This is a genomic window from Candidatus Paracaedibacter acanthamoebae (assembly GCF_000742835.1).
Lineage (GTDB): Bacteria > Pseudomonadota > Alphaproteobacteria > Paracaedibacterales > Paracaedibacteraceae > Paracaedibacter > Paracaedibacter acanthamoebae.
The window spans coordinates 1,796,509-1,821,932 of the sequence record NZ_CP008941.1 but is presented as its reverse complement, the minus strand read 5'-3'; the positions used below and the strand labels follow the sequence as shown (position 1 = coordinate 1,821,932).

Annotated in this window: 25 protein-coding genes; 15 read left to right on the top strand and 10 right to left on the bottom strand. The window is 42.0% G+C overall.

Annotation, left to right across the window (positions count from 1 at the left end; genetic code table 11):
- Nucleotides 1-18 precede the first annotated feature (18 nt).
- The 8 genes from tsaB (at nt 19) to ID47_RS08255 (ending at nt 5,904) form a co-directional block, all read left to right on the top strand.
- Nucleotides 19-651, top strand: coding sequence for a tRNA (adenosine(37)-N6)-threonylcarbamoyltransferase complex dimerization subunit type 1 TsaB (gene tsaB / locus ID47_RS11985; RefSeq protein ID WP_198022273.1), 633 nt, complete (start codon nt 19-21; stop codon nt 649-651).
- Nucleotides 652-654: 3 nt separating this feature from the next.
- Entirely contained in the window at nt 655-1,089 is a 435-nt protein-coding gene (locus ID47_RS08285) for a GNAT family N-acetyltransferase (protein ID WP_038465521.1), read from the top strand.
- A gap of 100 nt (nt 1,090-1,189) precedes the next feature.
- Nucleotides 1,190-1,648: a Ros/MucR family transcriptional regulator gene (locus tag ID47_RS08280; RefSeq protein ID WP_038465519.1), complete on the top strand. Its 459-nt coding sequence runs from the start codon at nt 1,190-1,192 to the stop codon at nt 1,646-1,648.
- A gap of 7 nt (nt 1,649-1,655) precedes the next feature.
- Entirely contained in the window at nt 1,656-2,108 is a 453-nt protein-coding gene (locus ID47_RS08275; RefSeq protein ID WP_038465517.1) for a Fur family transcriptional regulator, read from the top strand.
- Nucleotides 2,086-3,456 carry a tRNA (N6-isopentenyl adenosine(37)-C2)-methylthiotransferase MiaB gene (miaB, locus tag ID47_RS08270; protein ID WP_038465515.1) on the top strand — a complete coding sequence of 457 codons (1,371 nt, stop codon included), beginning with the start codon at nt 2,086-2,088 and terminating at the stop codon, nt 3,454-3,456. Before ID47_RS08275 ends, miaB begins: the two co-directional genes overlap by 23 nt.
- A gap of 78 nt (nt 3,457-3,534) precedes the next feature.
- A complete protein-coding gene (locus tag ID47_RS08265) occupies nt 3,535-4,527 on the top strand; it encodes a PhoH family protein (RefSeq protein ID WP_420887373.1) in 993 nt (330 codons plus the stop codon).
- Nucleotides 4,511-5,014 carry an rRNA maturation RNase YbeY gene (ybeY, locus tag ID47_RS08260; RefSeq protein ID WP_051908768.1) on the top strand — a complete coding sequence of 168 codons (504 nt, stop codon included), beginning with the start codon at nt 4,511-4,513 and terminating at the stop codon, nt 5,012-5,014. The genes ID47_RS08265 and ybeY overlap by 17 nt, the downstream gene beginning before the upstream one ends.
- A 2-nt stretch (nt 5,015-5,016) precedes the next feature.
- On the top strand, nt 5,017-5,904 hold the full coding sequence (locus tag ID47_RS08255) for a hemolysin family protein (RefSeq protein WP_051908767.1): 888 nt from the start codon (nt 5,017-5,019) through the stop codon (nt 5,902-5,904).
- Here ID47_RS08255 and ID47_RS08250 read toward each other — a convergent pair.
- The 6 genes from ID47_RS08250 to ID47_RS11980 form a co-directional block, all read right to left on the bottom strand.
- Nucleotides 5,846-7,420, bottom strand: a complete 1,575-nt coding sequence (locus ID47_RS08250) for a patatin-like phospholipase family protein (protein WP_038465513.1) — start codon at nt 7,418-7,420, stop codon at nt 5,846-5,848. The genes ID47_RS08255 and ID47_RS08250 overlap by 59 nt on opposite strands.
- A gap of 161 nt (nt 7,421-7,581) precedes the next feature.
- Complete coding sequence (locus ID47_RS08245; RefSeq protein ID WP_038465511.1) at nt 7,582-7,920, bottom strand: rhodanese-like domain-containing protein; 339 nt, start codon at nt 7,918-7,920, stop codon at nt 7,582-7,584.
- A gap of 107 nt (nt 7,921-8,027) precedes the next feature.
- Complete coding sequence (locus tag ID47_RS08240; RefSeq protein ID WP_084675996.1) at nt 8,028-9,530, bottom strand: AMP nucleosidase; 1,503 nt, start codon at nt 9,528-9,530, stop codon at nt 8,028-8,030.
- 18 nt (nt 9,531-9,548) lie between these two features.
- Nucleotides 9,549-10,475 carry a signal recognition particle-docking protein FtsY gene (gene ftsY / locus ID47_RS08235; protein ID WP_038465509.1) on the bottom strand — a complete coding sequence of 309 codons (927 nt, stop codon included), beginning with the start codon at nt 10,473-10,475 and terminating at the stop codon, nt 9,549-9,551.
- On the bottom strand, nt 10,472-11,752 hold the full coding sequence (mtaB, locus tag ID47_RS08230) for a tRNA (N(6)-L-threonylcarbamoyladenosine(37)-C(2))-methylthiotransferase MtaB (RefSeq protein ID WP_038465507.1): 1,281 nt from the start codon (nt 11,750-11,752) through the stop codon (nt 10,472-10,474). Before mtaB ends, ftsY begins: the two co-directional genes overlap by 4 nt.
- A 68-nt stretch (nt 11,753-11,820) precedes the next feature.
- Nucleotides 11,821-12,375, bottom strand: a complete 555-nt coding sequence (locus ID47_RS11980) for a phosphatase PAP2 family protein (RefSeq protein WP_051908766.1) — start codon at nt 12,373-12,375, stop codon at nt 11,821-11,823.
- A gap of 238 nt (nt 12,376-12,613) precedes the next feature.
- On the opposite strand from ID47_RS11980, the gene ID47_RS08220 reads away from it, so the two are divergent.
- Nucleotides 12,614-13,147 (top strand): hypothetical protein, encoded by a 534-nt coding sequence (locus tag ID47_RS08220; protein WP_038465505.1) that lies wholly within the window; start codon nt 12,614-12,616, stop codon nt 13,145-13,147.
- Between the two features lie 119 nt (nt 13,148-13,266).
- Here the strand turns inward: ID47_RS08220 and trxA are convergent, their stop codons facing one another.
- The 3 genes from trxA to ID47_RS08205 all read right to left on the bottom strand — a co-directional run bounded on the left by trxA (nt 13,267) and on the right by ID47_RS08205 (nt 15,824).
- Nucleotides 13,267-13,587 carry a thioredoxin gene (trxA, locus tag ID47_RS08215; RefSeq protein WP_038465503.1) on the bottom strand — a complete coding sequence of 107 codons (321 nt, stop codon included), beginning with the start codon at nt 13,585-13,587 and terminating at the stop codon, nt 13,267-13,269.
- A 129-nt stretch (nt 13,588-13,716) separates the two neighbouring features.
- Nucleotides 13,717-14,502 (bottom strand): 16S rRNA (adenine(1518)-N(6)/adenine(1519)-N(6))-dimethyltransferase RsmA, encoded by a 786-nt coding sequence (rsmA, locus tag ID47_RS08210; protein ID WP_051908899.1) that lies wholly within the window; start codon nt 14,500-14,502, stop codon nt 13,717-13,719.
- Nucleotides 14,503-14,552: 50 nt separating this feature from the next.
- Entirely contained in the window at nt 14,553-15,824 is a 1,272-nt protein-coding gene (locus tag ID47_RS08205; protein WP_038465499.1) for a peptidylprolyl isomerase, read from the bottom strand.
- Nucleotides 15,825-15,989: 165 nt separating this feature from the next.
- Between ID47_RS08205 and ID47_RS08200 the strand changes: the two genes are divergently transcribed.
- The 6 genes from ID47_RS08200 (at nt 15,990) to ID47_RS08175 (ending at nt 24,522) form a co-directional block, all read left to right on the top strand.
- A complete protein-coding gene (locus tag ID47_RS08200; RefSeq protein ID WP_038465497.1) occupies nt 15,990-17,105 on the top strand; it encodes an LptF/LptG family permease in 1,116 nt (371 codons plus the stop codon).
- Nucleotides 17,095-18,198: an LptF/LptG family permease gene (locus ID47_RS08195; protein ID WP_038465495.1), complete on the top strand. Its 1,104-nt coding sequence runs from the start codon at nt 17,095-17,097 to the stop codon at nt 18,196-18,198. The genes ID47_RS08200 and ID47_RS08195 overlap by 11 nt, the downstream gene beginning before the upstream one ends.
- Nucleotides 18,199-18,240: 42 nt before the next feature.
- Nucleotides 18,241-20,541, top strand: coding sequence for an LPS-assembly protein LptD (locus ID47_RS08190; protein WP_038465493.1), 2,301 nt, complete (start codon nt 18,241-18,243; stop codon nt 20,539-20,541).
- Nucleotides 20,542-20,876: 335 nt separating this feature from the next.
- Nucleotides 20,877-22,151, top strand: coding sequence for a cell division protein FtsA (gene ftsA, locus ID47_RS08185; RefSeq protein WP_038465490.1), 1,275 nt, complete (start codon nt 20,877-20,879; stop codon nt 22,149-22,151).
- A gap of 183 nt (nt 22,152-22,334) precedes the next feature.
- On the top strand, nt 22,335-23,576 hold the full coding sequence (locus ID47_RS08180) for a class I SAM-dependent RNA methyltransferase (protein WP_038465488.1): 1,242 nt from the start codon (nt 22,335-22,337) through the stop codon (nt 23,574-23,576).
- Nucleotides 23,577-23,844: 268 nt separating this feature from the next.
- Nucleotides 23,845-24,522: a hypothetical protein gene (locus tag ID47_RS08175; RefSeq protein WP_038465486.1), complete on the top strand. Its 678-nt coding sequence runs from the start codon at nt 23,845-23,847 to the stop codon at nt 24,520-24,522.
- A 122-nt stretch (nt 24,523-24,644) separates the two neighbouring features.
- Here the strand turns inward: ID47_RS08175 and rlmB are convergent, their stop codons facing one another.
- Nucleotides 24,645-25,373, bottom strand: coding sequence for a 23S rRNA (guanosine(2251)-2'-O)-methyltransferase RlmB (gene rlmB, locus ID47_RS08170; RefSeq protein ID WP_038465484.1), 729 nt, complete (start codon nt 25,371-25,373; stop codon nt 24,645-24,647).
- Nucleotides 25,374-25,424: the final 51 nt, after the last annotated feature.

Sequence of the window (25,424 nt, the reverse complement as noted above, 5' to 3'; positions counted from 1 at the left end):
AGAGATACTCCTGTGGCTTTGACGACTCAATCTAGCACAATCCTTAGTTTTGACTCAACCGGTAGTCAAGATTCGGTTGCCGTCAGGGTGAATGGTCAGGTTCATGGTAAGTTGCTGCCAAAAGGTGGAAGTGGGCTGCAGTCAGCGATTTTAGTAACAGAGTTGGCTCAGTTGCTGTCGGATAGCGAGCGGACATTAGCAGATATTGATGTACTGTGTGTTGTGACCGGCCCAGGGTCCTTTACAGGGATACGCTTAGGATTGGCAACAGCCCAGGGATTAAAGCTGGCAACCAATTGCTCTATTTTTGCGCCAACCCTTTTAGATGTATTGCTCTGCTGCCAGAAAGATAGCATTGCGGTCGTGGATTCTAAACGGGGTGATTATTTTGTGAAGATGGATGGCATCGTCTCACCGATGACGTTAGAGCAGGTTCAACAGATTGCCTTAAGGCGTTCCATTGTCTCGGTGAATTCAATTCCAGGCATTGAGGTGGTCTTGCTGCAGCAGTCAATCGCCCAGGCATTAATCACATTTTATGACCACTGTGATCACCGGGAACAGTTCATGAGTCTAGAGCCATTCTATATTCGAACACCCGAGTTTTCTAAGAAAAAGCCATTTATTTTCAATCAACAGGAGACCGCCTAGGGTATGATCCGACTTGATGAACACACAGCTCCGATTTTAGCTCGCATTCATGCGGAAAGTGTTGATCCGCCTTGGTCAGAGGCATCTTTCCGTTCTTTATTGAGATTGCCAACCATCTTAGGTTTAGCTTATTCTGACTTTTCAGCATTTATTTTGCTGTCGGTGATTGAGGATGAAGCAGAGATTTTAACATTTGCGACGCAAAAAGAATTTCGACGTCAGGGAAGGGGGCTATCTTTGTTAAAAGAATGTCTTAATTATCTTTTTAGACAAAAAGTTGAAAAATTTTTTTTAGAGGTCAATGAGAATAATTTTGCTGCTATTGGCCTTTATGAGCAATTAGATTTCAAAAAATACGGAGTCAGAGAAAGTTATTATACTAATAGTAATCAAGAAGTATCAAATGCCCTATTAATGCGATGGGATGGAATAAAATAAAATATTGACAAATATGGCTAAAGGAGATTTTATGTCATTAAATCCAGTCAATAAATGTGCTCAACCAATCTTCAATTTTTACTTTTAATGGGAAATACTAATGACGATACCAGCTATTGCTGAACAGCACCCTGATACACATGATATTCTAGGGCTTACAACAGCGATCGTTTCTGCTCACCTATCGACAAAAGAAACAGATGCCGCTGAAATTCCAAATCTTATAAAGATGATTCACGACACCTTAAAGGGTTTGTCTTCTGCTGGGGGCCGTTTGCCCCAAATGACAGCAGTGGCTCCAGCAGTTCCGATTGAGGAATCTGTTCAACCCGATTACATCGTTTGCCTTGAGGATGGGCGTCAACTTCAAGTGCTTAAACGTCACTTAAAAACAGCATTTGGAATGAGTATCGATGAGTATAAAAAGCGGTGGGGCTTACCGGCGGATTATCCGACCGTTGCGCCAAATTATTCTAAGCGCCGCAGCAACATTGCAAAGGATACAGGGCTGGGTAATACACCAAAGAAACGCAAGTCTTCTTTAAAGTCTGCCGCCTAACTATATTATGTCGCATCAGGGGCAATCTCGGGTTGAGCAACTCTGTTTTAAAAAAGGGTTGAGAATGACCGATCAACGTCGTGTTGTTGCCCGGGTTTTATCTGAGTCAACAGATCACCCTGATGTCGAACAATTGTTTCGTCGCTGTCAAATGCTGGATGCGAATATTAGTTTGGCTACTGTTTATCGCACAGTACGGCTTATGGAAAAGGCCGGTATTCTTGAGCGTCATGAATTTAAAGATGGTCGCTCGCGCTATGAAGAAATTTCTGATCACCCTCACTATCATCTTATTGATATTCAGTCCGGACATGTTATAGAATTTCATAGTCCGGGAATTGAAGCACTTCAACGTCAAATTGCAGCAAAATACGGATATGAACTCGTAGATCAACGTCTGGAGTTATATGCTATCCCCCTAAAAAAGAGAAAAAACAATGATGCAAAAACTGTTTATTAAGACCTATGGTTGTCAGATGAATGTGTATGATTCTGAAAGAATCGCCGATATTCTTTCTCCGATGGGGTATGGTTTAACAGAAAATCCAGACGAGGCGGACCTTGCGATTCTTAATACCTGCCATATTCGGGAAAAGGCAGAACAAAAGATGTACTCTGATCTTGGTCGGCTGAGAGATCGACGGGATGAACGCCGTCAAGATAAGCAAGATATGATCATTGCAGTGGGGGGATGTGTTGCTCAGGCGGAAGGAGCGGAGATTATGCGTCAAGCACCTTATGTGGATATTGTGTTTGGTCCCCAAGCCTATCACCGTTTACCAGAAATGATTGCTCGGGCAAAACGAGCCAAGGATGCGAAGGAAGGTAAGGTTGGTAAGGGTGTTGGTGTTGTTGATACAGATTTTCCCTTAGAGAGCAAATTTGATACGTTGCCTCAGACTGAAGTGAGCCGTGCTGCTTCCTTTCTGACAATTCAAGAAGGGTGTGACAAGTTTTGTACGTACTGTGTTGTGCCTTACACGCGCGGGGCCGAATTTTCTCGTCCAGCGGGCGATATTCTTGAGGAAGCAAAACATTTGGCTCGGCTGGGGGCAAAAGAGATAACTCTTTTAGGGCAAAACGTTAATGCTTATCATGGCGCACCGATCTTGGGCGATAAAGAATGGGGCCTTGCACGGTTGATTCGGGCTGTGGCCGATATTGATGGTATTGAACGGATCCGCTATGTCACCTCTCACCCCAGCGATATGACTCAAGATTTGATTGAGGCGCACCGTGATGTCCCCCAACTCATGCCTTATTTGCATTTGCCAGTGCAAGCGGGCTCTAACCGGGTGCTTGAGGCAATGAACCGCAAGCATACGCGGGAAAGCTATTTGGAAATTCTTGAGCAATTGCGTCAAGTGCGTCCTGATATTGCTTTGTCCTCAGACTTTATTGTTGGGTTTCCCGGTGAATCTGATAAAGATTTTGAACAAACGTTGGATTTAGTTCGCCAAGTCCGCTATGCTCAAGCTTATTCTTTTAAGTACAGTATACGTCCTGGAACACCAGCGGGACTAATGGAATTGCAAGTTCCTGAAGAGGTTAAGTCAGAGCGATTGCAACAATTGCAAGATGTTCTCAATGAGCATCAGTTAGACTTTAATAAAGCCAGTGTCGGCAAAGTTATGAAAGTCTTAATAGAACGTAAAGGTCGTCATGTAGGCAATTTAAGTGGCCGTTCCCCTTATATGCAGTCGGTCACCATTGAGGGAAATGATCGTTTGCTCGGACAAATTATTGACGTTGAAATTAAATCGGGTCATGCTAATGGTGTAAGGGGAAGTGTTAAACTCGTTTCATAACTCTTGACCATTAACGGGTGGCGCGACCTATGGCCCTTAACGAATGAGGATTTATTGAGTAAAGAAAACCCGCACAAGATGCACTTAGAGTTTTCTGATAACGACTTGTTATCAGCTCTGGTTGGTCCACACGACCGTCATTTAACCCGAATTGAGCAACGCCTTGGCGTTTCAGTGGCGCTCCGAGGCAATCACATTGTCATCAATGGTCCTGAGCCAGAGGCATCCTATGCCCGAGCAGCGATTCAGTATTTACATTCTCAGCTCGTCAAAGGGTTTACAGTTGACACTGAGGAAGTTGAATCTGCTATTCGCATGGCGACGGCAACGGTCCCATTGTCCTCAGGTGATCCAATGCTTGGTGGCGATGAAAGTATGTCAATTGCCACTAAACGTCGCATGGTATTCCCCAGATCTAATCATCAAGCAGAATATATGCAAGCCTTGAAAACCCATGATCTTGTTTTTGGGTTAGGTCCAGCCGGAACAGGTAAAACTTATTTGGCGGCAGCTGTTGGCGTTTCTTTGCTGCTGTCGGGCACGGTCGAGCGAATCATTTTATCTCGCCCTGCGGTCGAAGCCGGGGAGCGCCTTGGATTCTTGCCGGGCGATATGCGTGAAAAAGTTGACCCTTATCTCCGTCCTTTGTATGACGCTTTATATGATATGCTACCAGGTGATCAGGTACAAAAACGGCTTGCAAGCGGTGAAATTGAAATAGCTCCCTTGGCTTTTATGAGGGGTCGAACTTTGGCGAATGCCTTTGTGATTCTTGATGAAGCGCAAAATACGACATCGGCGCAAATGAAAATGTTTCTTACACGGTTGGGGACCAATTCACGCATGGTTATTACGGGCGATTTGACGCAGATTGATTTGCCGAATGGCATCACCTCAGGTTTAGCTGAATCGGTTCGTATTCTAAAAGGAATTGAAGGGATAAAATTTGTTGAATTTGATGAGAAAGATGTGGTAAGACATCATTTAGTCTCAAGTATTGTTAAGGCTTATGCATCTGATGTTATGCACAATGCAGCATCAAATATAAAACCCCATGCCCGATCGAAGTAGTATCAAATATAGTTGTCATGTTCTAATTGACGAAACGTCCTGGAATTTGAGTGGGATAGAATGGTATAACCATATTTCTCAGTTATCCCAAATAGTTCTATCTGGATTTGAGTGGGATCGACCGGTTGAGGTCAATATTAAATTAACCAATGATGCAGAAGTTCAAATTTTAAATCGCCAGTTTCGCCACAAAGATAAACCAACCAATGTTCTGTCCTTTCCTGTCTTGACGGATGAGGATATCCAATTCCTTCCAGCAGATTTCCCCCTTATGTTGGGTGATATTGCTCTTGCTTTTGAAACCATAACCCGGGAAGCAATCGAGCAGAAAAAATCTCTGAACCATCATGTGAGTCATCTTGTTGTACATGGCCTACTCCATTTATTGGGGTATGATCATGAAACCGATCTAGAAGCCGAAGAAATGGAGGCTCTAGAGATTGAAATTTTATCTAAACAATCTATACCTAATCCATATAAGGAGTAATTATGCCAAGTTCATCAGAACCCGACCCGTCGCTGTTTACCCGTTTAAACGGCCTTATTAAAAAACTTTTTAAAGGGAAAAAAAGGGCTGGCGAAGCCCAAGAGCAGTCTAATCTGCGTGAAGCTTTAGAGGAGTTAATTGATGAGCATATGGAAGATGGTGGGCAGCCTATTCCCTTAGAAGAGCGAGAATTCCTAGGAAGTTTAGTTAGTTTTACAGAACTAACGGCAGCCGATGTGATGATTCCGCGCATTGACATTATTGCGGTTCCTTTGGATGTAGCAGAAGATGAACTTTTAGCGACCTTTACACGCTCACGACTCCAACGCCTTCCTGTTTATCGGAATACGTTGGATGAGGTGCTGGGTGTTATTCATGTGCAAGATGTATTGTCATGGACTGTGTCGGGCAAAAAATTAAACCTTAAATCGATCATGAAAGAGGTGATGTTTATTTCCCCTGCTATGCGCGCCTTGGACTTAATGTATAAGATGCGTGAAAAATCATCCCGCCTTGCCATCGTTGTTGATGAGTATGGGGGAGTCGATGGTTTGGTTACCTTGACCACGATTGTTGAGGAAATTGTTGGAGAAATTCATAGTGATCAGGATAATCAAGATAAGGATCTTGATAAAAAGGATGATGGCAGCATCATTGCCGATGGTCGTCATGCTCTTGATGAAATTGAAGAAAGCATGGGAATAGCCTTAATGGTCGACGATTTAGAAGATGATGTAGAAACCATCGGTGGATTGGTCACATCTCTGGCGGGGCATGTGCCGGCCCGGGGGGAATTAATTAATCACCCTAAGGCCCCAGTTCAATTTGAGGTCATTGAGGCAGATCCCCGGCGTGTAAAGCGTGTGAAGATTTGGGTGGGGGGCAACTAGAGCCTGCATCTGCAGCTACAGCTGTTAAGGTATGAGGGATTGATAAATCACCGGCTAAAAGACTTTCATTTTCTTTGCTGATTGAGTTTATGAAAGGGACGGCTTGTTGCTTTTCAATGGGTGGCATTGAGGCAATCAACTGTTCTGCCAGGCGGCCGATATCATCTTTTCTTAGTAAAATCTCTTTTTTGGCAGCATCGGCCCATGTTTTGAAGTCCTGCACCTTAGTGCTATCCATTTGCATCTCTTTGCTTTTTAATAACGGGCTCACCCTGCAATAGTGGGTCGGCGATTTCGCTGACTTATGTCGGTGACTAATTGAGTCATGCGTCCTTTGCCCATCACACGCGGTATTCATAAATTCCTCAGCCCACCCTTTTAATCCCATATTTTGATAGGTTTGTGAATCCTTGGAGTCCGTATTATATCCGCATCCTAAAGAAAATAAAATGATCTGATCCTGCGACGTTTTAAGATAGTGAGTAGCTTGGCTTAGTCCTAACTCTGCTGGATTATTCAAAAAAATTCCTGCATCACAAGTATTTCTGTGTAAAATTTTAACAGGTGCAAATATAGTAGGAGCGGCAACACAGGCTCTTAAAGCGTCTCGGAGGAATACATTTTTCTCAGTGCTGTCTTGGGGCTCCAACGTTGAAAAGGTCATAATTTTTTTATTGTCAAGATCATAAGCTGTTAAAAAAACAGGTAGCTTTAGATCTTTTAAAGTTTTATCTCCAAAGAATTGTTCAAGGGTTTTATTAAGGTCTGTATCATTGTATTTTGGCCCCAACCAGGATCCCAGCCACGGGTCTAGCCAAGATCCCAGGCAGGCCCCCATTCTATCCCCTACCCAGGACGCTAACCAAGCTCGTAACCAACTATTCTTTTGGGAAAAAATATTGGGACCATCTTGTAAGTAGATGGTGGCAAGTTCTTCAGGCGTATAATGAGGAGAGTTGACACTATCCCTATAAGGCATAAACTCATTATAGGAAAGATCTGCTTTATAATTCTCGGGCTTTTCTATGGTTAATCCAGCGGCGATAAGAGTTCCGGTCGAGGTTGCAATAATCATATCAAACAGCTCATGGATTGGCTTACCTGTCAGATGACTTAAATGCGATAAAAAGATACATTCTAAGAACCCCCTAATTCCGCCGCCATCCAGACTAAGAATGCGAAATTTAGTGAGAGGAGTCGTGGTATCCAAACCATCAGCATATTTTTTTGCATATTTCTGAATTTTTTTTGAGAGTTTAATTTTTAACCTCTCAAGCAGCACGCCATCAGGGCCATCTTCTTCATGTTGTAGATTTAAGTCTTCAATAGTCTCTGCAATCTTGTGGATGCTTTCTAAAAATGAAGTTACAGTAGGAGTCGACTCTTCAGAGAAGATTGATTGATAAGAAGAGGGCGCAATGGATGATAAGTGGTAGAGGTCTTCGGCTATGGTTACAGATATTAAGATAAAGCTTATATAGCATAACCGTCCTATGTGCATGGCAAATTTAAGCATGAGGCCGTCCCTTCCTCGTGGTTTAATAACTAAACATTGTTTTGTAAGATAGTTATAAAACGTTGATGGTTAAGTTATCATTAATTGCTATATAATGCATTTATGAATAATTTTATTAAAAAAGTCAATTATATTTTAGCTATTTATTAACAGAGGCTTTTTTAATAATTTTGGAGGATATGGCAAAGGGGAAGATTAGCTGCCTGCCAAGCCAGAATGCCACCTTCTAAATTATAAGCCTTTGTGTGGGGGTATTCTTGCAAAAAGACAGAGCAGGCGTGCGCGCTGCGTTTTCCGGAGCGGCACTGAAAAACGATTTTTTTGTTAAGAGTTTGAGGAACATTATCGGGATCAAAAGTACTTAAGGAAATAAGAATAGCCCCTTCAATAGAATTTTCTGCAAATTCAGTTTCCTCCCGGACATCAATTAAAATAACATCATCAGCCTTTAACCACTGATTTAAGGTATTCACATCAACAGTTGGAGTTCCTGTGGTCATTTTTGCTCTCCCCTCTCTCTATGCTTAATTCTAGCAAGGATTGAGGGGGAGTTAAATAGAATAGTTTTGCCTAATAATAAGGTGTCTAGTCTAGGCACAATTTTTTGTTACCTGAATGGTGGTTCATCGAATCCGCGTAATTTCCGAGAATGGAGGTCATCAACCCCTTTTTCCCGAAGTATACGCATGGTCTCGAGGCCGACATGCAGGTGTTGGGTAACACGGTCATTATAAAACTGATTTGCCATACCGCGCAGCTTTAATTCGCCATGAATAGGTTTGTCAGATACACATAATAATGTGCCATAGGGAACTCTAAAACGGAACCCGTTGGCCGCGACGGTGGCCGATTCCATATCAAGCGCAATAGCGCGGCTTTGCCTGAATTCTTTATAAAGCTGTTTGGTTCGAAGTTCCCAGTTGCGGTCATCGGTGGAAATAACTGTTCCTGTTCGCATGCTATGCTTCACATCTCGCCCTTTTTGGTTTGAGATGGTTTGAACAGCCTCTTGTAAAGCAACTTGAACTTCAGCAATGGGGGGGACGGGAACCCATATGGGTAAATCTAAATTTAAGACATTATCATCCCGTACATAGCCATGGGCTAGAACATAATCTCCTAAAATTTGAGTTTGCCTCAGACCAGCACAATGGCCGACCATCAACCAACAATGTGGGCGAAGGACAGCCAAGTGATCGGTAATATTTTTGGCATTGCTGGGCCCCACCCCAATATTGATAAACGTAATTCCCATGCCATCTTTGCGTTTAAGATGATAGGCAGGCATTTGAGGCAATGGTATGCTAGAGGGTATATCCGTTTCTGTTTTACAAGAAATGCCACCGGGTAAAATAAGGTCTGTGTAGGCGTCATCTGCTAATAAGGCATCCAACCCATACCTTATAAACTCATCGGCATAGCGTTGATAGTTGGTCAAAAGAATAAAGCCTTGGAAGTGTTCTGGACTTGTTCCTGTATAGTGATGCAAACGATGCAAGGAATAATCAACGCGCTCACCGGTAAAAATACTAATTGGTTTAATGGTGCTTTGAGGTTTATGGGTACAATTGGCGATATCATCGTCAATATTTGTTAGGTTTGGTAGAACAAAGCCCGCATCCAATTGCCACAGGCCGCTTAAATCAATAGCTTGCGAATTTTTAAATTCAGCATGGGTATCAATAGCAAAGGGTAAAGGAATTGGCCAGGCGCTATTCCCCACAAACACTGGTACATTGTGACGTTTAATCAGTAAGGAAATTTGCTCTAAATAATAATCATAGAATATATCGGGGCGGGTGAGGGTACCTCCATAGACGCCCGGTTCACTGATAACACCATAGGCCAAGCTAGCATCCAAATTCAAATCTTTGCGCGTGACTTTGATTCCAAGAAATGGATAGTTGGCATCGGCAATTTTTGGAAAATTATCTATTATATCCGTGTCAGTAGAATTAATAAAATGGCCAAAGGCTGTTCGAATTTTTTCAATATTGGTATCGTATATTTTTTTTATATAATCGGTTGCTAACTTTGCATCATCAAATGATTGTAATTCGCCCATGGCATGAAAGGGAAGATAGCTCTTATCAAGTTTATTAAACAGCATGCTGTTCCAAATTTATTTTTAGTCCATACTAATTAGTGTACGAGCAAAGTCAGATGCTGTAAAGGGGCGTAGGTCATCAATTGATTCTCCAACACCAATAGCATGAATAGGCAACTTGAATTTTTCGCATAAGGATACAACAACTCCACCTTTGGCTGTGCCATCGAGTTTGGTGACAATTAATCCTGTAACGCCAATCATCTCCTTGAATGTTTGGACTTGGGCATGGGCATTTTGTCCTGTGGTTGCATCCAGGACTAACAAAACAGAGTGGGGGGCTGAAGGCTCTAATTTCTGAATAACGCGGGTAAGTTTTTTGAGTTCATCCATCAGACCGGCCTTATTATGCAATCGACCGGCAGTATCGATCATTAAAATATTGCTGCCTTCCTCTTTAGCGAGTTGAAGAGCTTCAAAAGCCAGAGCTGCCGCGTCGGCATTTTCTTTTCCAACACTAACCGGGATCCCAGATCGATTCGCCCACACTTGTAGTTGCTCAACGGCGGCGGCGCGGAAAGTGTCACAGGCGGCTAATCGCACTTTATGGCCAACATCATGCCATTGCTTGGCAAGTTTGCCAATCGTTGTTGTCTTGCCGCTGCCGTTAACGCCAACGACCAGGATAACGTGGGGATGATGAGCCTTTGAAATGCTAAGTTCGCTGGTATAAGGTATGAGTATAGACGTCACTCGCTCTGCAAGAAATTCTTTAATTTCTTCCAGGGTGATGTCTTTGTCCATTTTTTCTTTGGATAAGGCTTGCGTGAGCTTACTTGCGGTTTCGACCCCCATATCACTGAGAATTAAAAGCTCTTCCAGCTCATCCAGAGTCTCCTGGTCGAGTCGTTTGCGAACAAAGACATTTTTAAGGCCATCTTCTAATGTATCAGAGGTTTTTTTTAGACCATCTTTAAGCCGCAACCACCAAGATTTTTTTTCATTCATGCGTCAACCAAGTTTCCAATCAGATGATCTTGAGTATAACTGATAACTTTAGCTTTGGCGATATTGGCGATTGAAGCCTTGCCCACAACGGTGATCGGCGCAAATTGGTCTGTTTTACCATGAATAAAACCGTTTTCACAGGATTCAACCAAAAAACTGACCGTTTTACCCTGCATGGATTTAAAATGTTTTTCTATGGCTTGATCGCCTTTAGCACGCAGACGCGCGGCTCTTTCTTTAATAAGCGATGTTTTTATTTGAGGCATGCGAGCGGCTGGCGTCCCCGGGCGCGGGGAATAAGGAAAAACATGTAAAAATGTTAAGTCGCAGTCATCCACGATATTGAGTGTATTCTCAAACATCTCGTCGGTTTCAGTGGGAAAACCAGCAATCAAATCGACACCAAAAACGCAGTCGGGTCTTAAGGTGCGCGCTTTTTTGCAAAAACCAATGGCATCTTCGCGCAAGTGACGCCGTTTCATACGTTTTAGAATCATGTTATCGCCCGCCTGAAGGCTCATGTGTAAATGAGGCAAAAGACGAGGTTCATTCCCAATTAAGTCCCATAAATCATCATCCATTTCCACGGGATCTAAAGAAGAGAGGCGGAGGCGTTGTAAATCAGGAACCAACGCTAGTAACCGTCGGACCATCTGACCCAGAGTAGGCTTACCGGGTAAATCGGCGCCATAAGCTGTAATATCAACACCCGTTAGGGCAATTTCTGGGTAACCATTTTGGATTAAGATTTTGACCTGGTTGACAATTTCTCCAATCGGAACACTGCGAGAATTACCACGCCCATAAGGGATGGTGCAAAAGGTGCAGCGATGATCACATCCGTTTTGGATTTGAACAAAGGCTCTGGCTTTACCATCAAATCCTGAAATCAAATGCGCTGCTGTTTCGGTCACAGACATGATGTCGTTCACGAGAACTCGCTCATGGTCAACATCTTGGGCGTAACTTGACAATTGCATTTTTTCGTCATTACCAATAACGCGTGAGACCTCTGGCATGTCAGCAAACTTGCCTGGATTAATCTGGGAAGCACAACCCGTTACGATAATTTCTGCGTCTGGGTTTTCGCGTCTTAGTTTGCGAATGGTTTGACGCGCCTGTCTTTCGGCCTCAGAAGTCACTGCGCAAGTATTGATAATGAAGGCATTATTGAGCCCAGCCTGCGTCGCCAAGTCTTTCATAACTTGGGATTCATATGTATTGAGGCGACATCCAAAAGTGATGACCTCAGGTGATGGTATTATATTTTTCGTCATTGTTTCTGATCAGTGTTAACCCGCAGATAGTACAATGTTTTTACTCTCAAGTGCAAATAAATTTTAGATTAAAATCGGTAGACAATTTTTAATCCATTAAATTCTTTAGATGTAATTGACGCAATACTCAAGGATTTATTTTTCTCTTGGAATTTTTTTGTGAAAATAAATGCTGATAGGAAGCCAACTAAAAATCCAGAAATAACACCGGCTCCTGTATGTCTTCGATTTTGGACTCGACCAGCTGCCGTTATTGCCGTCATGATATAGGGTAGGGCAGCGTACTCAATACCATAGCGAAATAAAATGAAATTAGCGCCCACAGAGGCGGAGGACGTATGCCCACTTGGAAAATTATAGGGTCTGCCGTTTGGGCGTCGATTCATTGGCTCATCACCTTTGTGGATTTTGTTGACACCATGTTTAATGCCAGCTGTTAATGTCATATTGAGCAGGACAGAGTATAAACACTGGAAGGCGCCTTCCTCATCTTCTTTAATTACTGTTAAGCCAAATGCCATGGCTGGATTAATAAATTGGCCAATATCTGCAAGACGGCCTACAGTTGTGCTTTTTGCACAGCAACAGTTTATTAAATACAACACAAAAAGGAAGGTTCTCATGATCAAGATTTTTGCTCCTACTGACTAAGTAAGACGATCATAATATTTTTAATAAAAATTAAAAGATATTTATTTATAAAAAATATTAAATTTGATGACGATAAGGGAATGAGAGGAGGCTTGCTGGAAAAAAGGGATACATATTAATTTTAATGTCGACTTTAAAGGGAAGTATGATGAAGCCAGTTCTTTCCCTATTAAGGTTAAGTTTAACAACGACGGAACTTTCTATGATACCTTGCAGGCACGTCGGACTCAGCAAATAATTCCGCAGACAACGGACGCTATTTTTTATTTACTGAGCAAACCATCATCGCGGGGGAACTTCAAGGGCTGGAATTTTCCTATTACCTTTCCCGAATCCCAAGCATTAAAACCAGCCGATTACAATTATGAGGAGGTTCCCCTCGAGGAAATAACTCAGGAAGACTTCCTTAAATATTTAATGGACAGCGACATCAGCAAGCAATATGGAGAGTTGTTAAAGATTGTTTCTCCATATGACAGCTCACCCGCCGTCATAAAAAAACATTTAATAGAGCTTGCATTGCTGCCTGTTGACCAACAACAAGATAGAATATCCCATCTCCTTAATAGAGGGGCAACAGACCTTATCAATCCAATTCCTGACGAATCATTGAAAAGAAAACTTATGGAGGCATGGCAAGCTAGAAAAATTTCTATTCAATACCTGTTAGATGCACGGAGTCGAGTATATTATGGGCGTGAAAAAATGGAAAAGGAATTAGATGCATTCCTTAATAAAAACTAGAGTGTTCAGAAAATAAGAGAAAAAATCTCAAACAATGAGATGCCCAAATCTTTAGTAAAGAAGCCCAGGGAAATCAACTAGCCTGGGCTTTTTGTGCGCTGAAAAGGACGCAAATTTTTTTAAAGGGCAGATTCAATCCACTCAACAATTTTTCCCTTTGGCAAAACGCCCACTTTTGTTGAAAAAGCCTGGCCATTTTTAAAGAGCGTTAATGTTGGAATGCTGCGGACCCCAAGTTGAGCCGGCGTTTGTGAATTTTCATCAATATTCATTTTGACAATCTTTACTTTATCCCCTAATTCTGCAGCCACTTCGTCAAGAATGGGCGCGATCATTTTACAAGGACCGCACCATTCTGCCCAAAAATCTACCAGGACGGGGACGTCGGATGTTAGAACATCATTTTGGAAAGTGCTGTCTGAAACTTGATGTAAGGCCATGATTAAATCCTTTGTTAGTTAAGTCCCGCATTGCCTGATGACTTGACCGATTTGACTTGCTTGAATCATAAGGATACAGGAACTTCTATCGTTTATATAGCTTTCACTATAGCACATGAAAAAATACCTTCATAACTCAAAAAATAGTTTTTGAATCGTTTTTGCAAGGCGGCTGTATTGGTCCAGCGTAAGTTCTTCAGCCCGTGCCGTAACAGGAATATTATTCTCTAAAATTTGTTCCTGCGTTAAAACAGAAGATAAGGAAGAGCGAATCATTTTCCGCCGTTGTCCAAAGGCTGCATGGGTAAGGCGTTCAATATGAGGCGTCAGGCTAAGGTTTTCGGCTGACAGCGATTTTGGAATTAAATGGACAACCGATGAGGTAACTTTTGGCGGCGGGGAAAAGGCCCCCGGTGGTAAGTCAAAAACTTTTGAAACCGTTGTTAGATATTGGCATAAAACCGATAGACGGCCATAATCAGCGGTACGGGTTTTGGCAACAATACGAAGGGCAACCTCTTTTTGAAACATCAAAGTCATGGACTGGATATTAGAGAGTTTATGCAGCCATTTAATTAGCAAGGGCGTTCCCACATTATAGGGAAGGTTAGCGACTATTTTGATGGGTCCTTGCACAAGGTCTTGTGGGGAAATCGTCAGGGCATCGGCCTGGATAACCTCTAAATTTCCATTGGCTTCAGCAATAAGATCTTGTAAGGCTAACACACAGCGGGGATCATGCTCGATGGCGATAATTTTTTCGGCCCCTGCCTCTAATAAGGCACGGGTTAATCCGCCTGGCCCTGGTCCCACTTCAATAACAGTGATCCCGTTTAGGTTGCCTGCCGATCGGGCAATTTTTCGAACGGTGTCCATATTAAGTAAGAAATTTTGGCCAAGACTTTTCTTGGCCATGAGTCCATGCTGATCAATGGTTTCTCGAAGGGAAGGGAGATGATTCAGATTCAAAGCTTTAACATCCGGCGGGCTGTCTCATTTTTGGATTCAATATGAGCACTGCTCATTAATTTTTGGATTTCACGCGCCGCTTGACGACCAAACCGCTCTTGCTCCAAATTGCCCAAGACATCATCCTTTGTATGAATAACCGGTTTTGGTTGGCGCTTGTCGCAAATGAACGTCACAATCAATCCATTGGGTGTCATCACCGGTTGGGCACATTTGCCAGCAGGGGTGCCTTTGACTAATTGGCGCAGCTGATCGGGCATGCTCGCTAAGCGAACGTGGGATGTGTTTTGAACAACAGCGTTACAAGCTGTTGCGCGTTGAGAGAATTCCGTAGGGGAGGTACAGGCCACGACTTTTTGAATGGTCGGGGCCATGGCTTCAATTTCATCGGGGGCTGAATCAGGCGTGATAGGGAAAATAGCTTGTGTAAAGCTAATTTCAACATCGTCAGGACCTGTTTGACCCGTATGACGGATATCGCGAACTTTAATGATTTTATAGCCACCGCTCACTTTGATCGGCGCAGAAACTTGTCCGATGCTAAGTTTTTCGACCTTGTCGGCTACAGCTTTTTCTAACTGACTGATAGCCATCCAACCAAGGTCTCCACCTTTTGCCGCCGAAGAGCTCTTGGATAATTGTTGGGCTAAGGCTTCAAATTTTGCCCCTGATTTTAAATCAGCAATAAGGGAGTTCGCACTTGCTTCTAGCTGTGCTTCTTGATTTTGGTCTCGGGCGATAAGAGTGATTTCTGACACCAGGTATTGCTTGGTTGCTTTATCAATTTTCATCTTTTGCAAAGCTTTTTCTGCTTCTGCTTCTGATACATAAACAACAGGGGCATACTGTTGACGAATATAACGAGCCCAGGCAATTTGAGCTCGGATGCGGGTTGCTAATGTTTCTTTGGAAATCCCGTTAGATTTTAAGAGAGCGACTAATTGGTCAAGCGTCATATTGTTGTCGTGGGCCATATCTTTTAGCGCCCCATCAACTTCAGCGGACGTGACATCAATTTTCTTAAGCTTAGCCGCTTGCAACTGAAGACGTTCCTGCACAAGAGAGTTTAAAATTTCTGCTTTTTGACTATCGCCAATTTTGACTTGGTCACCTGCGGAAAAGGTGATTAGCTTAATTCGTTGAGCTAAATCATGCTCCGTGATCGGATCCTTGTTAACGATTAAAAGAATTTTTGAACCACTCGCAGCCCAAAGAGTGGGGGTTAGCAGGGTAATAGATAAGATGAGTGAGCGTAAAAAATAGGTCATGGCGTATCCTCTTATGAGTTCATATAAAGAACTGTATTTTAATGTCAAAATAGTGTAATTATAGATTTATGTCTAGTAAATATACCAATCATCTCTAAAAAACAATAACTTAGATGTGGGTGGTATAGAAATTTTCCCCTTCAAGAGCAGCGGCAGGAAAAATAAATGGGTCGGATCATCTCCCGTCATATTTTTGTTCATGTGGCCATTACCACAGTCATTTTAACCTTTGTGTTAGTTTTTGGGGCGTGGTTGACTCAATCTCTAAGGTTTATCGAGGTCATCATTGAACAAGATGTATCTGTGGGCCGTTATTTATCCATGGTCTGGCTGCTGTTGCCAAATTTAACCTCGATTGTCCTTCCGATTTGCACGCTGTTGGCGGCCGTCTATACTTTGTATAAGTTGATTGCTGATAATGAGATGGTTGTTTATAAGTCCGTGGGGCTTAGCAATCTGCAAATCGCTACCCCTGTTATTGTGTGGGGGCTTATAATGACTGGGGTTTGTGGTTTTTTAAATAACTATCTGGGGCCTAAATCTAATGAGCAATTTTATGGTATTCGGAATGAAATTACCAAAGAGTTTTCTTCTGGTTTGCTGCGAGATGGGTCTTTCAATAAACTCAAAGATACGGTGATTTATGTTGGGGGCCATACTGACTCGGGGCAATTAGAAGGGATCTATATTTACGAAAAAGGACAAGCTGCTTCTTCGGGGTTTACCGTTTTTGCTCAACATGGCTTTTTGCAGCAAGAAGGCGGACATGGCATCCTCTACTTATTTAATGGGAATCGTCAAACTGTAGATGGGGCAAAAGGCACGCATAATGTTGCCTATTTTAACGAGTTTAAATATGATCTCGATGTCCATCGTAATGTGGTTGATAAAGTAAAGCTTCATATGACTTATGGATTTTCTCAATTGGTTAATCCGCCGGCTGATGTGGCGCCTGCAACAAGAGTTAAAATGCTCGTTGAAGCTCATAAAAGGGTACTCAACCCGTTGTTTGTTATTATCTTTTCCTTGTTTTCCTCAATGGTCTTATTGTCAGGGCAACATCAACGGCGCGGCCGATGGAAAAAAATTGTAACATCCATCGGAATCTCTTTGGCCTTAGAAATTGCTGTTATTGCGGTTCTCAATAGTCTTGCTAAATACCCTTCTGCCATTTCTTTGAGTTACGGATTAATATTTACGTGTGGTGTTTTAAGTATCGTGTTTTTAATGAGACCAGAATGGCTTGAGGCTGTGATCAGAAGGTATTCCTATGTTCGCTAATTATTGGCAATCAACGCTCAATCGTTATTTTTCTAGAGTTTTCTTATTGTGGATTGGGTCGGTGACAGTAATTGTAACCTTTGTGATGGGGTTGATTGACATGGCGGAGTTTAGTCGTCGCACAGTTACAGCCACAAGGGTTGGATTTGCTGAAATTATTCAGATGGTTTGCCTTAAAATTCCAAATCACATTCAAATGCTTATGCCGTTTGTGGTCTTGATTGCGGCTATTATTTGCTTATCTCGCTTAAATCGAAGCCAAGAAGTAATTGTAGCACGGGGGTTTGGTGTTTCTGTATGGCAGATTGCCTCAGGGTTATCACTCGTGATTTTAGGCCTAAGCCTTTTTACCTTAGCTGTTATTAATCCAATGGCATCCCTTATGAGCTATAAGCAAGAACAGATGGAGCAAAGAATTTTTGCGGGGCGAGATATTGCGGTTACAGTTTTTGAAGACGGGGTTTGGATCCGTGAAAATACTGTCGATCGGAGTAGTATTATCAATGCCCAACGAATTGTGCCAACCCACAAGCTTTTTGAAAATGTTAGTTTTCAAAATTTTTCTAAAGATTATGATTTTATTGATCGGATTGATGCCAAGTCTGCCATCATTAAGGATAAAATTTGGTATTTAAAGGATGTAACTGTTTTCCCCAATAAGCAAGAGCGGTATCAAAAAGAACAATTGCAGTTGAAGACAGATTTAACATTTGAAAAAATTCTTAATAGTAATCTTGAACCTAAATATATTTCATTTTGGATGCTGCCGGATTATATTGATGTTTTAGAAAAATCAGGATTATCAAGCTTGCCCTATCGCATGTATTGGCACGCGTTTTTTGGTAGGATTGGGTTTATGATGTCCTTGATGTTTTTGGCCGCTGCCTTTACAATGCGTCCCCCCCGACAAGGATATGCAACTGTCTTAACGATTTTAGCTATTGCGAGCGGATTGATTCTCCATTTCTTTAGTGATATTGTGTATGCTCTTGGGCTGGCTCGGCGTTTGCCATTGTTAGTTGCGGTGTGGGCTCCGGCTATCACGGTTATGCTTTTAAGTTCAACATTGATATTGCACTTAGAAGAAGCCTGAGGCTTAATAGAAATTAATAAAGACTTTAAGTTTGAAAGATCCATGTCCTTTCTTCGTTTTCTTTTATTGTTGTCAATTGCTTTGCCTTGCAGTACCGAAGCTAGGCAAAAGAACTCTGTAAAACAAACTAAAAATTCTAAGCCCTTGAATAAGGCGCCAACATTTTTGCAGTCAGATGAATTAAGTTATGATGATCTTAATCAAGTTGTAACTGCATCTGGACGCGTTTATATTACTCAGAATGAACAATTGCTGTATGCCGATGAAGTTCAGTACTTTAAAACTGTGGACACGGTGGTTGCTAAAGGACATGCTTGGCTGAGAGATAAAGAAGGGAACTTTTCATTCGCTGATCAGATAACTCTATCGAATAAAATGGCCGATGGTTTTGTTGAAAATATCAAAGTCTTAATGATTGATAATTCCAGGATCGCTGGAAATCGGGCTAAAAGATATGGTGGTAAACGGGTTGTTGTCTGGCAAGGCGTTTATTCACCCTGTGATGTTTGTAAAACAGACCCCACGAAGGCTCCGTTGTGGCAATTAAAGTCCGATAAAATTATTCATGATCAAGACGCTAAAGTAATTCAATATCATCACGCCTGGATGGAAATGTGGGGATGGCCAATTTTCTATGTTCCTTATTTTTCCCACCCAGACCCAGCAGTAAAGCGTAAGACAGGTTTTCTTATGCCAATTTATGGGCATAGTAATGATTTTGGTTATAGCATTACAGTGCCATATTTTATTGCCAGTGGTGAGAATCATGACTTTACGTTTTATCCAACATTTACCAGTAGACAAGGTATCATCCCAGCTTTAGAGCATCGCTATCGCTTCGATGATGGTGAATATACAATGCATGGAAGTTATGCAGGGAAGACAACAACAGGTTTTTCACCAAATTCTAATCCTAATCATTATGGACGGGCAAATCGCGACAGATGGCATTATTTTTTAAACGCTCGCTACGATGTTACCCCTGATGTTTTATTTACATTGGATGTTCGGCGTGCCAGTGATTTAACCTATTTAAAACGATTTCCTGTCTTGCCCAAAGGCTCAACCGATCCTTTTGCTGCCAGCATGACCTTAACCTCAACTGTTGCTTTAGAAAGATTCCGTTCGGAAAGTTATGGGGCTATCCGATCCTATATATTCCAAGCAGACCGCCAAAAAACAGTGCCGGTTGTTTTGCCGATCGTTCAGTATTCCTATGAAACTTTGCCTGGTTTTTATGGTGAAACGCTGATGGCTGATTTCAATTTTCTAAATTTATATCGGCATCAAGGAATTGTGGGACGTGCTGCCGAGTCTATGATGCGTGGATCCTTGGGCGTAGGAGGTCAAATTCCCTATGTTTCTAAGTGGGGGGATATTTGGTCCTTAAAAGCTTATGTGCGCGGCGATCTCTATCATATGAATGGTTATAATACCCAGATTAATAATAAGCTTAAAGATAGGACGCAGGATCGCTATTATCCTCAAGCCTCTTTAACATGGCGTTATCCATTCTTGAAAGCTATGGAAAGCATGCACTGGATTTTAGAGCCTGCGACGATGATCACTACTTCTTCAATTGGAGGAAATTTTATCGAAATTCCCAATGAAGATACCCCAGTTGTTTTAGTAGATACAACCAATTTGTTTCGAGATAATCGTATGTACGGTATCGATCGTATCGATTCAGGGCATCGATTTGTTTACGGTCTAAACTCAAAACAACTTTTTAATTGCTCGCGTAAAGTTAATTTCTTCTTTGGTCAAAGCGTGCGAATTGATAAAAACCAAGTTTTGCCTCTCAATTCGGGAGAGGATCGTAAGGCCTCAAACTTTGTCTCAGGGGTACAAATTGTTCCTATACAGTGGTTGGATCTTAGGTCTCGCTTAATGTTAAATCGCCATAACCTGAGCGTAGATGTAGCGGAATCGTCTACTAGTGTTAGCTCTAAATGGCTCACAGGCTCGATTGGTCATGTATTCTATAACAAGAATTTTACCGTTAATAATCAGCGTATTTCGCAACTTATCTGGAATATGACACTGGGTAAATACCATGGTTTTTCTTTGACTTATGGGGAGTTGCGCAATCTGGGAGATCGTCAGTCCATAGAACTTTTGAATCGAACAGTCTCCATTAAGCATGAAACTGAATGCTTGATTTCTACGTTTTCTGTTATTCGAACTGGGTTCCGGGATCGGGATTTAAAACCTGATACTAAAATTATCTTGCAATTAGATTTCAAGAATTTAGGTAGCATCTATCCTGTAAATATTAGTGGAGTTGGTGGCGTGCGTCAGGCACCTGTTCCTCGCACGGCAAATACACCGGTCACTAATTAAAGTTAAGGGCATAGCCTCATTAAGGCGTGCTTTGCTGCTGTTTAATCGTTGCCCTATGAAGGTAAAGGAATAAATAAAATCACCTTACAGTTCTATATTTGAAGGTGTGGGTCGGCTATAAGCAATTAAGGATTCACCCAATACCTATATTGTCTTTTTGGATGATTAAATCCACGATAAATCAGTCAAGATTTATGCAATTTTGATTTAGGTAATTATAGTATAATTTTACACTAATACAAGCTAGGTGTCTCTAGTAAAAAACACTTGTTAAATAAGGTTAAAAACGTCACTTTTGACTGGGATCATGGCTTAAAATCGGCTACGGTATAATTATGAATTTATTCTTTAAAAAAACACATAAACGACGCCGCGATATTTTTGCTTCCATTGATTTGGGAAGTAATAAAATTTGCTGTGCTATCGCCCGCGTAGACGAACGCGCAAGTGGGGATATCTTGCGCGTTATTGGTGTTGGGCATCAAGTGTCCCAGGGGATACGGAATGGCGTTATTACGGATCTGGAGGCTCTGGAAGATTCTATTTTAAATGCTGTGCATACAGCGGAACAAATGGCAAAAGAAACTATTGATGCTGTCTATGTTAGTATTTCAGCTGCCACTGCCCGATCCCATACAATGGATGTCGAGTTATCCTTAGGCAATGGTCCAGTGGATGACAATCATATTCATCAATTGCTTGCTATGGGACGTCAGTTATTCCAAAAAGAGGATGCGCAGATTGTTCACATTTTACCGGTTACCTATGCCTTAGATAATGAGTTTGGGATTCGTGACCCGCGCGGGCTTTTTGGTAAAAAATTAATGGCGAGCCTGCATGTCGTATCTATTGCTCAGGGTGTTATGCAGAATATCACCAATTGTATTGACCGATGTCACTTGGATGTGGCTGGTTTTGTTGTTTCCCCTTATGCCTCTGGTTTGGCGACCCTTGATGAGGATGAGCTGTCTTTAGGGGTTACAGTCATCGATCTTGGGGGCGGAAGCTGTAGCATTTCATCGTTCTTAGATGGAGCCTTGGTTCATGTCGACAGTATCCCTGTCGGTGGGTCTCATATTACCAGCGATATTGCGCGGGGCTTGTCTACTCCTTTATCTCAAGCGGAGCGCTTGAAGACTCTGTACGGTACAACCATTACATCTTCCTCTGATGAGCGAGAGAGCATCATTGTCCCACAATTAGGGGAAGGAAATGTGACAGCAACGCATCAAGTTCCTAAGTCTTTATTAGTCCATATTATTAAGGCGCGGGCAGAGGAAATTCTTGATCTAGTCTGGAAGCGATTACAATATTCAGGCATGGATCGGATTGTGGGGCAGAGAATTGTTTTGACGGGTGGCACAAGCCAGCTACCTGGCATTCGCGAATTGGCGGCCCAGAAGTGGCAAAAACAGATCCGAGTTGGCAGTCCTATGGGGTTCCATGGCGGAGGCGATTTTGTTTCAACGCCGACATTTGCTACGTGTGGGGGATTATTAAAGTTTGCAATGCGCGACTTCATGAGTGAAGACCATGCGGTTTTAGCTAAGCCTGTTTACGGTGATAATGTTCTGCAAAAAGTTATTAGTTGGGTTAGGGAAAATTTTTGACAACCCCTTCCTATCCCTCTTTCATTAGGTTATGCTTGCGACGCTTGTAGCGTTTGACCATTATGAAAAACTTGACACTTATTCCCAAATTAGTCAGTTTATTGTTGATGAGCTTTGCTCCGTCCGTTGAATAGGATCATATGTCAGATTTTTTTATAATCTGATTTTCCACAGGAAAAGATAATGAAAGCAAAAATAGAATCAATTGGTATTGATGGTGATGGCATTGCTATTGTTGACGATCAAAAATATTTCATTCCCTTCACAGCACCAGGGGATGAGGTCGAATTTGAGGTTATCAAGGGCAAACGTTATTCGCGAATTGAGATTACCCAATTTTTGAAAGAATCAGAGCTTAGGCAGCCAGCACCCTGTATCCACTTTGGGGACTGTGGGGGATGTAAGTTACAGCATATCAATCGGGAAACTTATCAGGATTATAAAGTTGGATTACTGAAACGAGCTTTGGATTTCCATCAAGTGGAAGCCAAAGAATGGATGCCCTTGCATATTATCCCATCGCGGCGTCGACGCCGTATTTCACTGACTTTTGCTCATCGTTATGAAGGAATGATGATTGGTTATATGCGTCGGGGAACTAAATGGATCATTGATAATCAAGAGTGTCATTTAGTCTTAGAGGAAATCGAGCAGTTAATTCCTAAACTTAGATCTTTATTGGCTGGGATGTTTCAGCAACGGGAATCGGGGACTGTTGATATCCTGGCAACCAAGGTTGGTTTAGATGTCAACTTAAAGACTGGTTTTTTAAAGAATCCAACGCTTGAGCAAATTGAGGTATTGACTGCCTTTACTCGGGACAATAACATAGCCCGCCTTTTGCTCAATTACCGACCCTTTGTTACTTTTCGTGAACCTGTGGTCAATTTCTCAGGGGTCGATGTGGCTGTGGAAGCCGGAAAGTTCCTTCAAGCCAGTGATGATGCGGATGAGTTTATGTTGCAGCGTGTATCAGACTATATGCCGGAAAAGGTCACCCGGGGCGTTGATTTGTTTTCCGGTCGGGGAACTTTTACCTTTTTGATGGCACAAAAAGGCCCAACAGATGCGTTTGAATGTGAGAATGATGCAATTAATGCCTTGCAGACAGCAGCTAATCAAGCTCAAGTCCCTATTACAGTGACTAAGCGCGATCTGTTTGCTAATCCTCTTACTGTTGAAGAATTGGGGCAATATGACTTTATCTTTGTAGATCCACCCAGAGCGGGAGCGTTGACTCAAGTTCAGCAAGTCGCTCAATCAACCTTACAACATGTGGTTTACATTTCTTGTAATCCCGCTTCTTTCGCTCGGGATGCGAAAATTTTGTGTGATGCAGGATTTGAATTGGAATCCGTCACCCCTCTAGATCAGTTCTTATGGTCAGAGCATTTAGAAGTGATTGGTAAATTTTATCGCAAATAAATATCTCCCTCCTATAAATGGAGGGTTTTTTAATTATTGCTATCTCAAAACTGCTGTCCTCAGAGGTTTAACTTTGGAGAACCTTATCTAAGCCACTAATAATCTCTATGTCATTTTATACCATTAGGTTTTACAACCATATTCTAGAGCTTCCGAATCTTGGAACTTATGGTAAAGCTTATTAACATCTCTACTCCGTAATTGTTTTAGGGCTCTTGTTTTACTATTCTGAAATAGATCTTAACCATTTTACTTTACAGGAAAAAATATGATGAAGGTTACTCTTAGAATATTGTCCGTCGTGTATTGTCTATTTCTCAATCCTACTGCAGCTAGAGAGGCAGAAGTTCCTATTACCAGCTCATCCCCTCAAGTTACGGAAGAAGAAATTAGAACTTTTAAGGCCGAGCCTAATGCCACTCATATACTATTCAGAATAAAAGAGCGCACTATTGAAACGGGAAAGCATATGGATAACAATCTAGTCCCGGGCGCTATAAATATGTACTATACCTTAAATAAATTTAGAGAATATATGCCCACTCGAAGTGAAATTGAGGTGTCAGCTGAAAAGCCCATTTTTGCAGGTATGAATATCAATATAACGTCTGAAGATAGCATTCATGTAACTGCGCCTCAGCAGATTAGATTATCCTTAAGCCTCTGTGATACCTCTAAGGATGCCGTATTTACAGCGCCTTGGTTTGGGGTGGATATGTTTTTTGTGACCGCAAAAGAAGATATAAAAATTTTAGCCCCCCAAGGGTCGAAGGGATGGCTTCAAGGCCTGATCATTAAGCACACTGCCTCTTTTGAACGACCATTTACTTTTATGTTGAGAGGCGATATTGACTTTAATCAGTGTGCGACACTTGAAGACTTCCTGGTTGTAGGGGCGGGAGAGATAGACTTTTTGGTTAGGAAATCAGATTCTCAGATAAATTAGGTGAGATATAATTAATGTACCCATCATAGCTTAAAGCTCTTTAAAGAGTTTTTGAGTGCTGATGAGTAAAATTCTAAAGCATTATTGAGCACCGTGAGAGATTTAATAAATTTACCCAGGAACTAGCTAAACCGCGTAAATACTTGATGCATGACGATAGCGGCAGCATTCGACACATTCAGTGTCGAAAATTGATCGGCGGTTTCAAGCTTTACTAAAAAGTCGCAATTCTTCTTTGTTAGTTCCCGCATGCCCGATCCTTCGGCGCCCATAATTAGACCAACTTTGCCCGAAAACTTGACATCAGATAAGGATTGAGTCCCACTTTCGGCAAAACCATACATCCAAAAGCCAATATCTTTTAACTCCTGGATAGCATTGGCTAAATTGGCATAACGCATGATGGGGACTAGCTCGAGTGCACCCGAGGCTGATTTTGCTAGCACCCCTGTTTCTTCAGGCGCATGACGATCCGTCATCACCAGAGCCTTCGCCCCAAAAGCAGCTGCTGTCCGAATAATTGCACCCACATTATGAGGATCGCTGACTTGGTCTAAGATAACAACCAGTTGATTGGACGCTTCAATACTAGCTAAATCATTAATTCCTAATGGGTCTAAAGCAGACAGACGTAAAGCAATCCCTTGGTGAACAGCCTCTTGTCCTAATGTTTTATCAAACCAGTTTTTATCGGCTTGGCGTGTTCTGAGTGCTCCTGGCAACGATGGTAGTTTTTCCAAGATTTTGTCCGATGAATAAATCACTTCTTCTATTTGGCGGTCAGGATTGTTGAGAGCAGCTGTACAGGGATGAATTCCATACATAAAATATTTTGATGCGTGATGTTTCATAAAGGGGGGAATCGTTAGAATTATTTTTAGTAATATATACCTATCACCAGT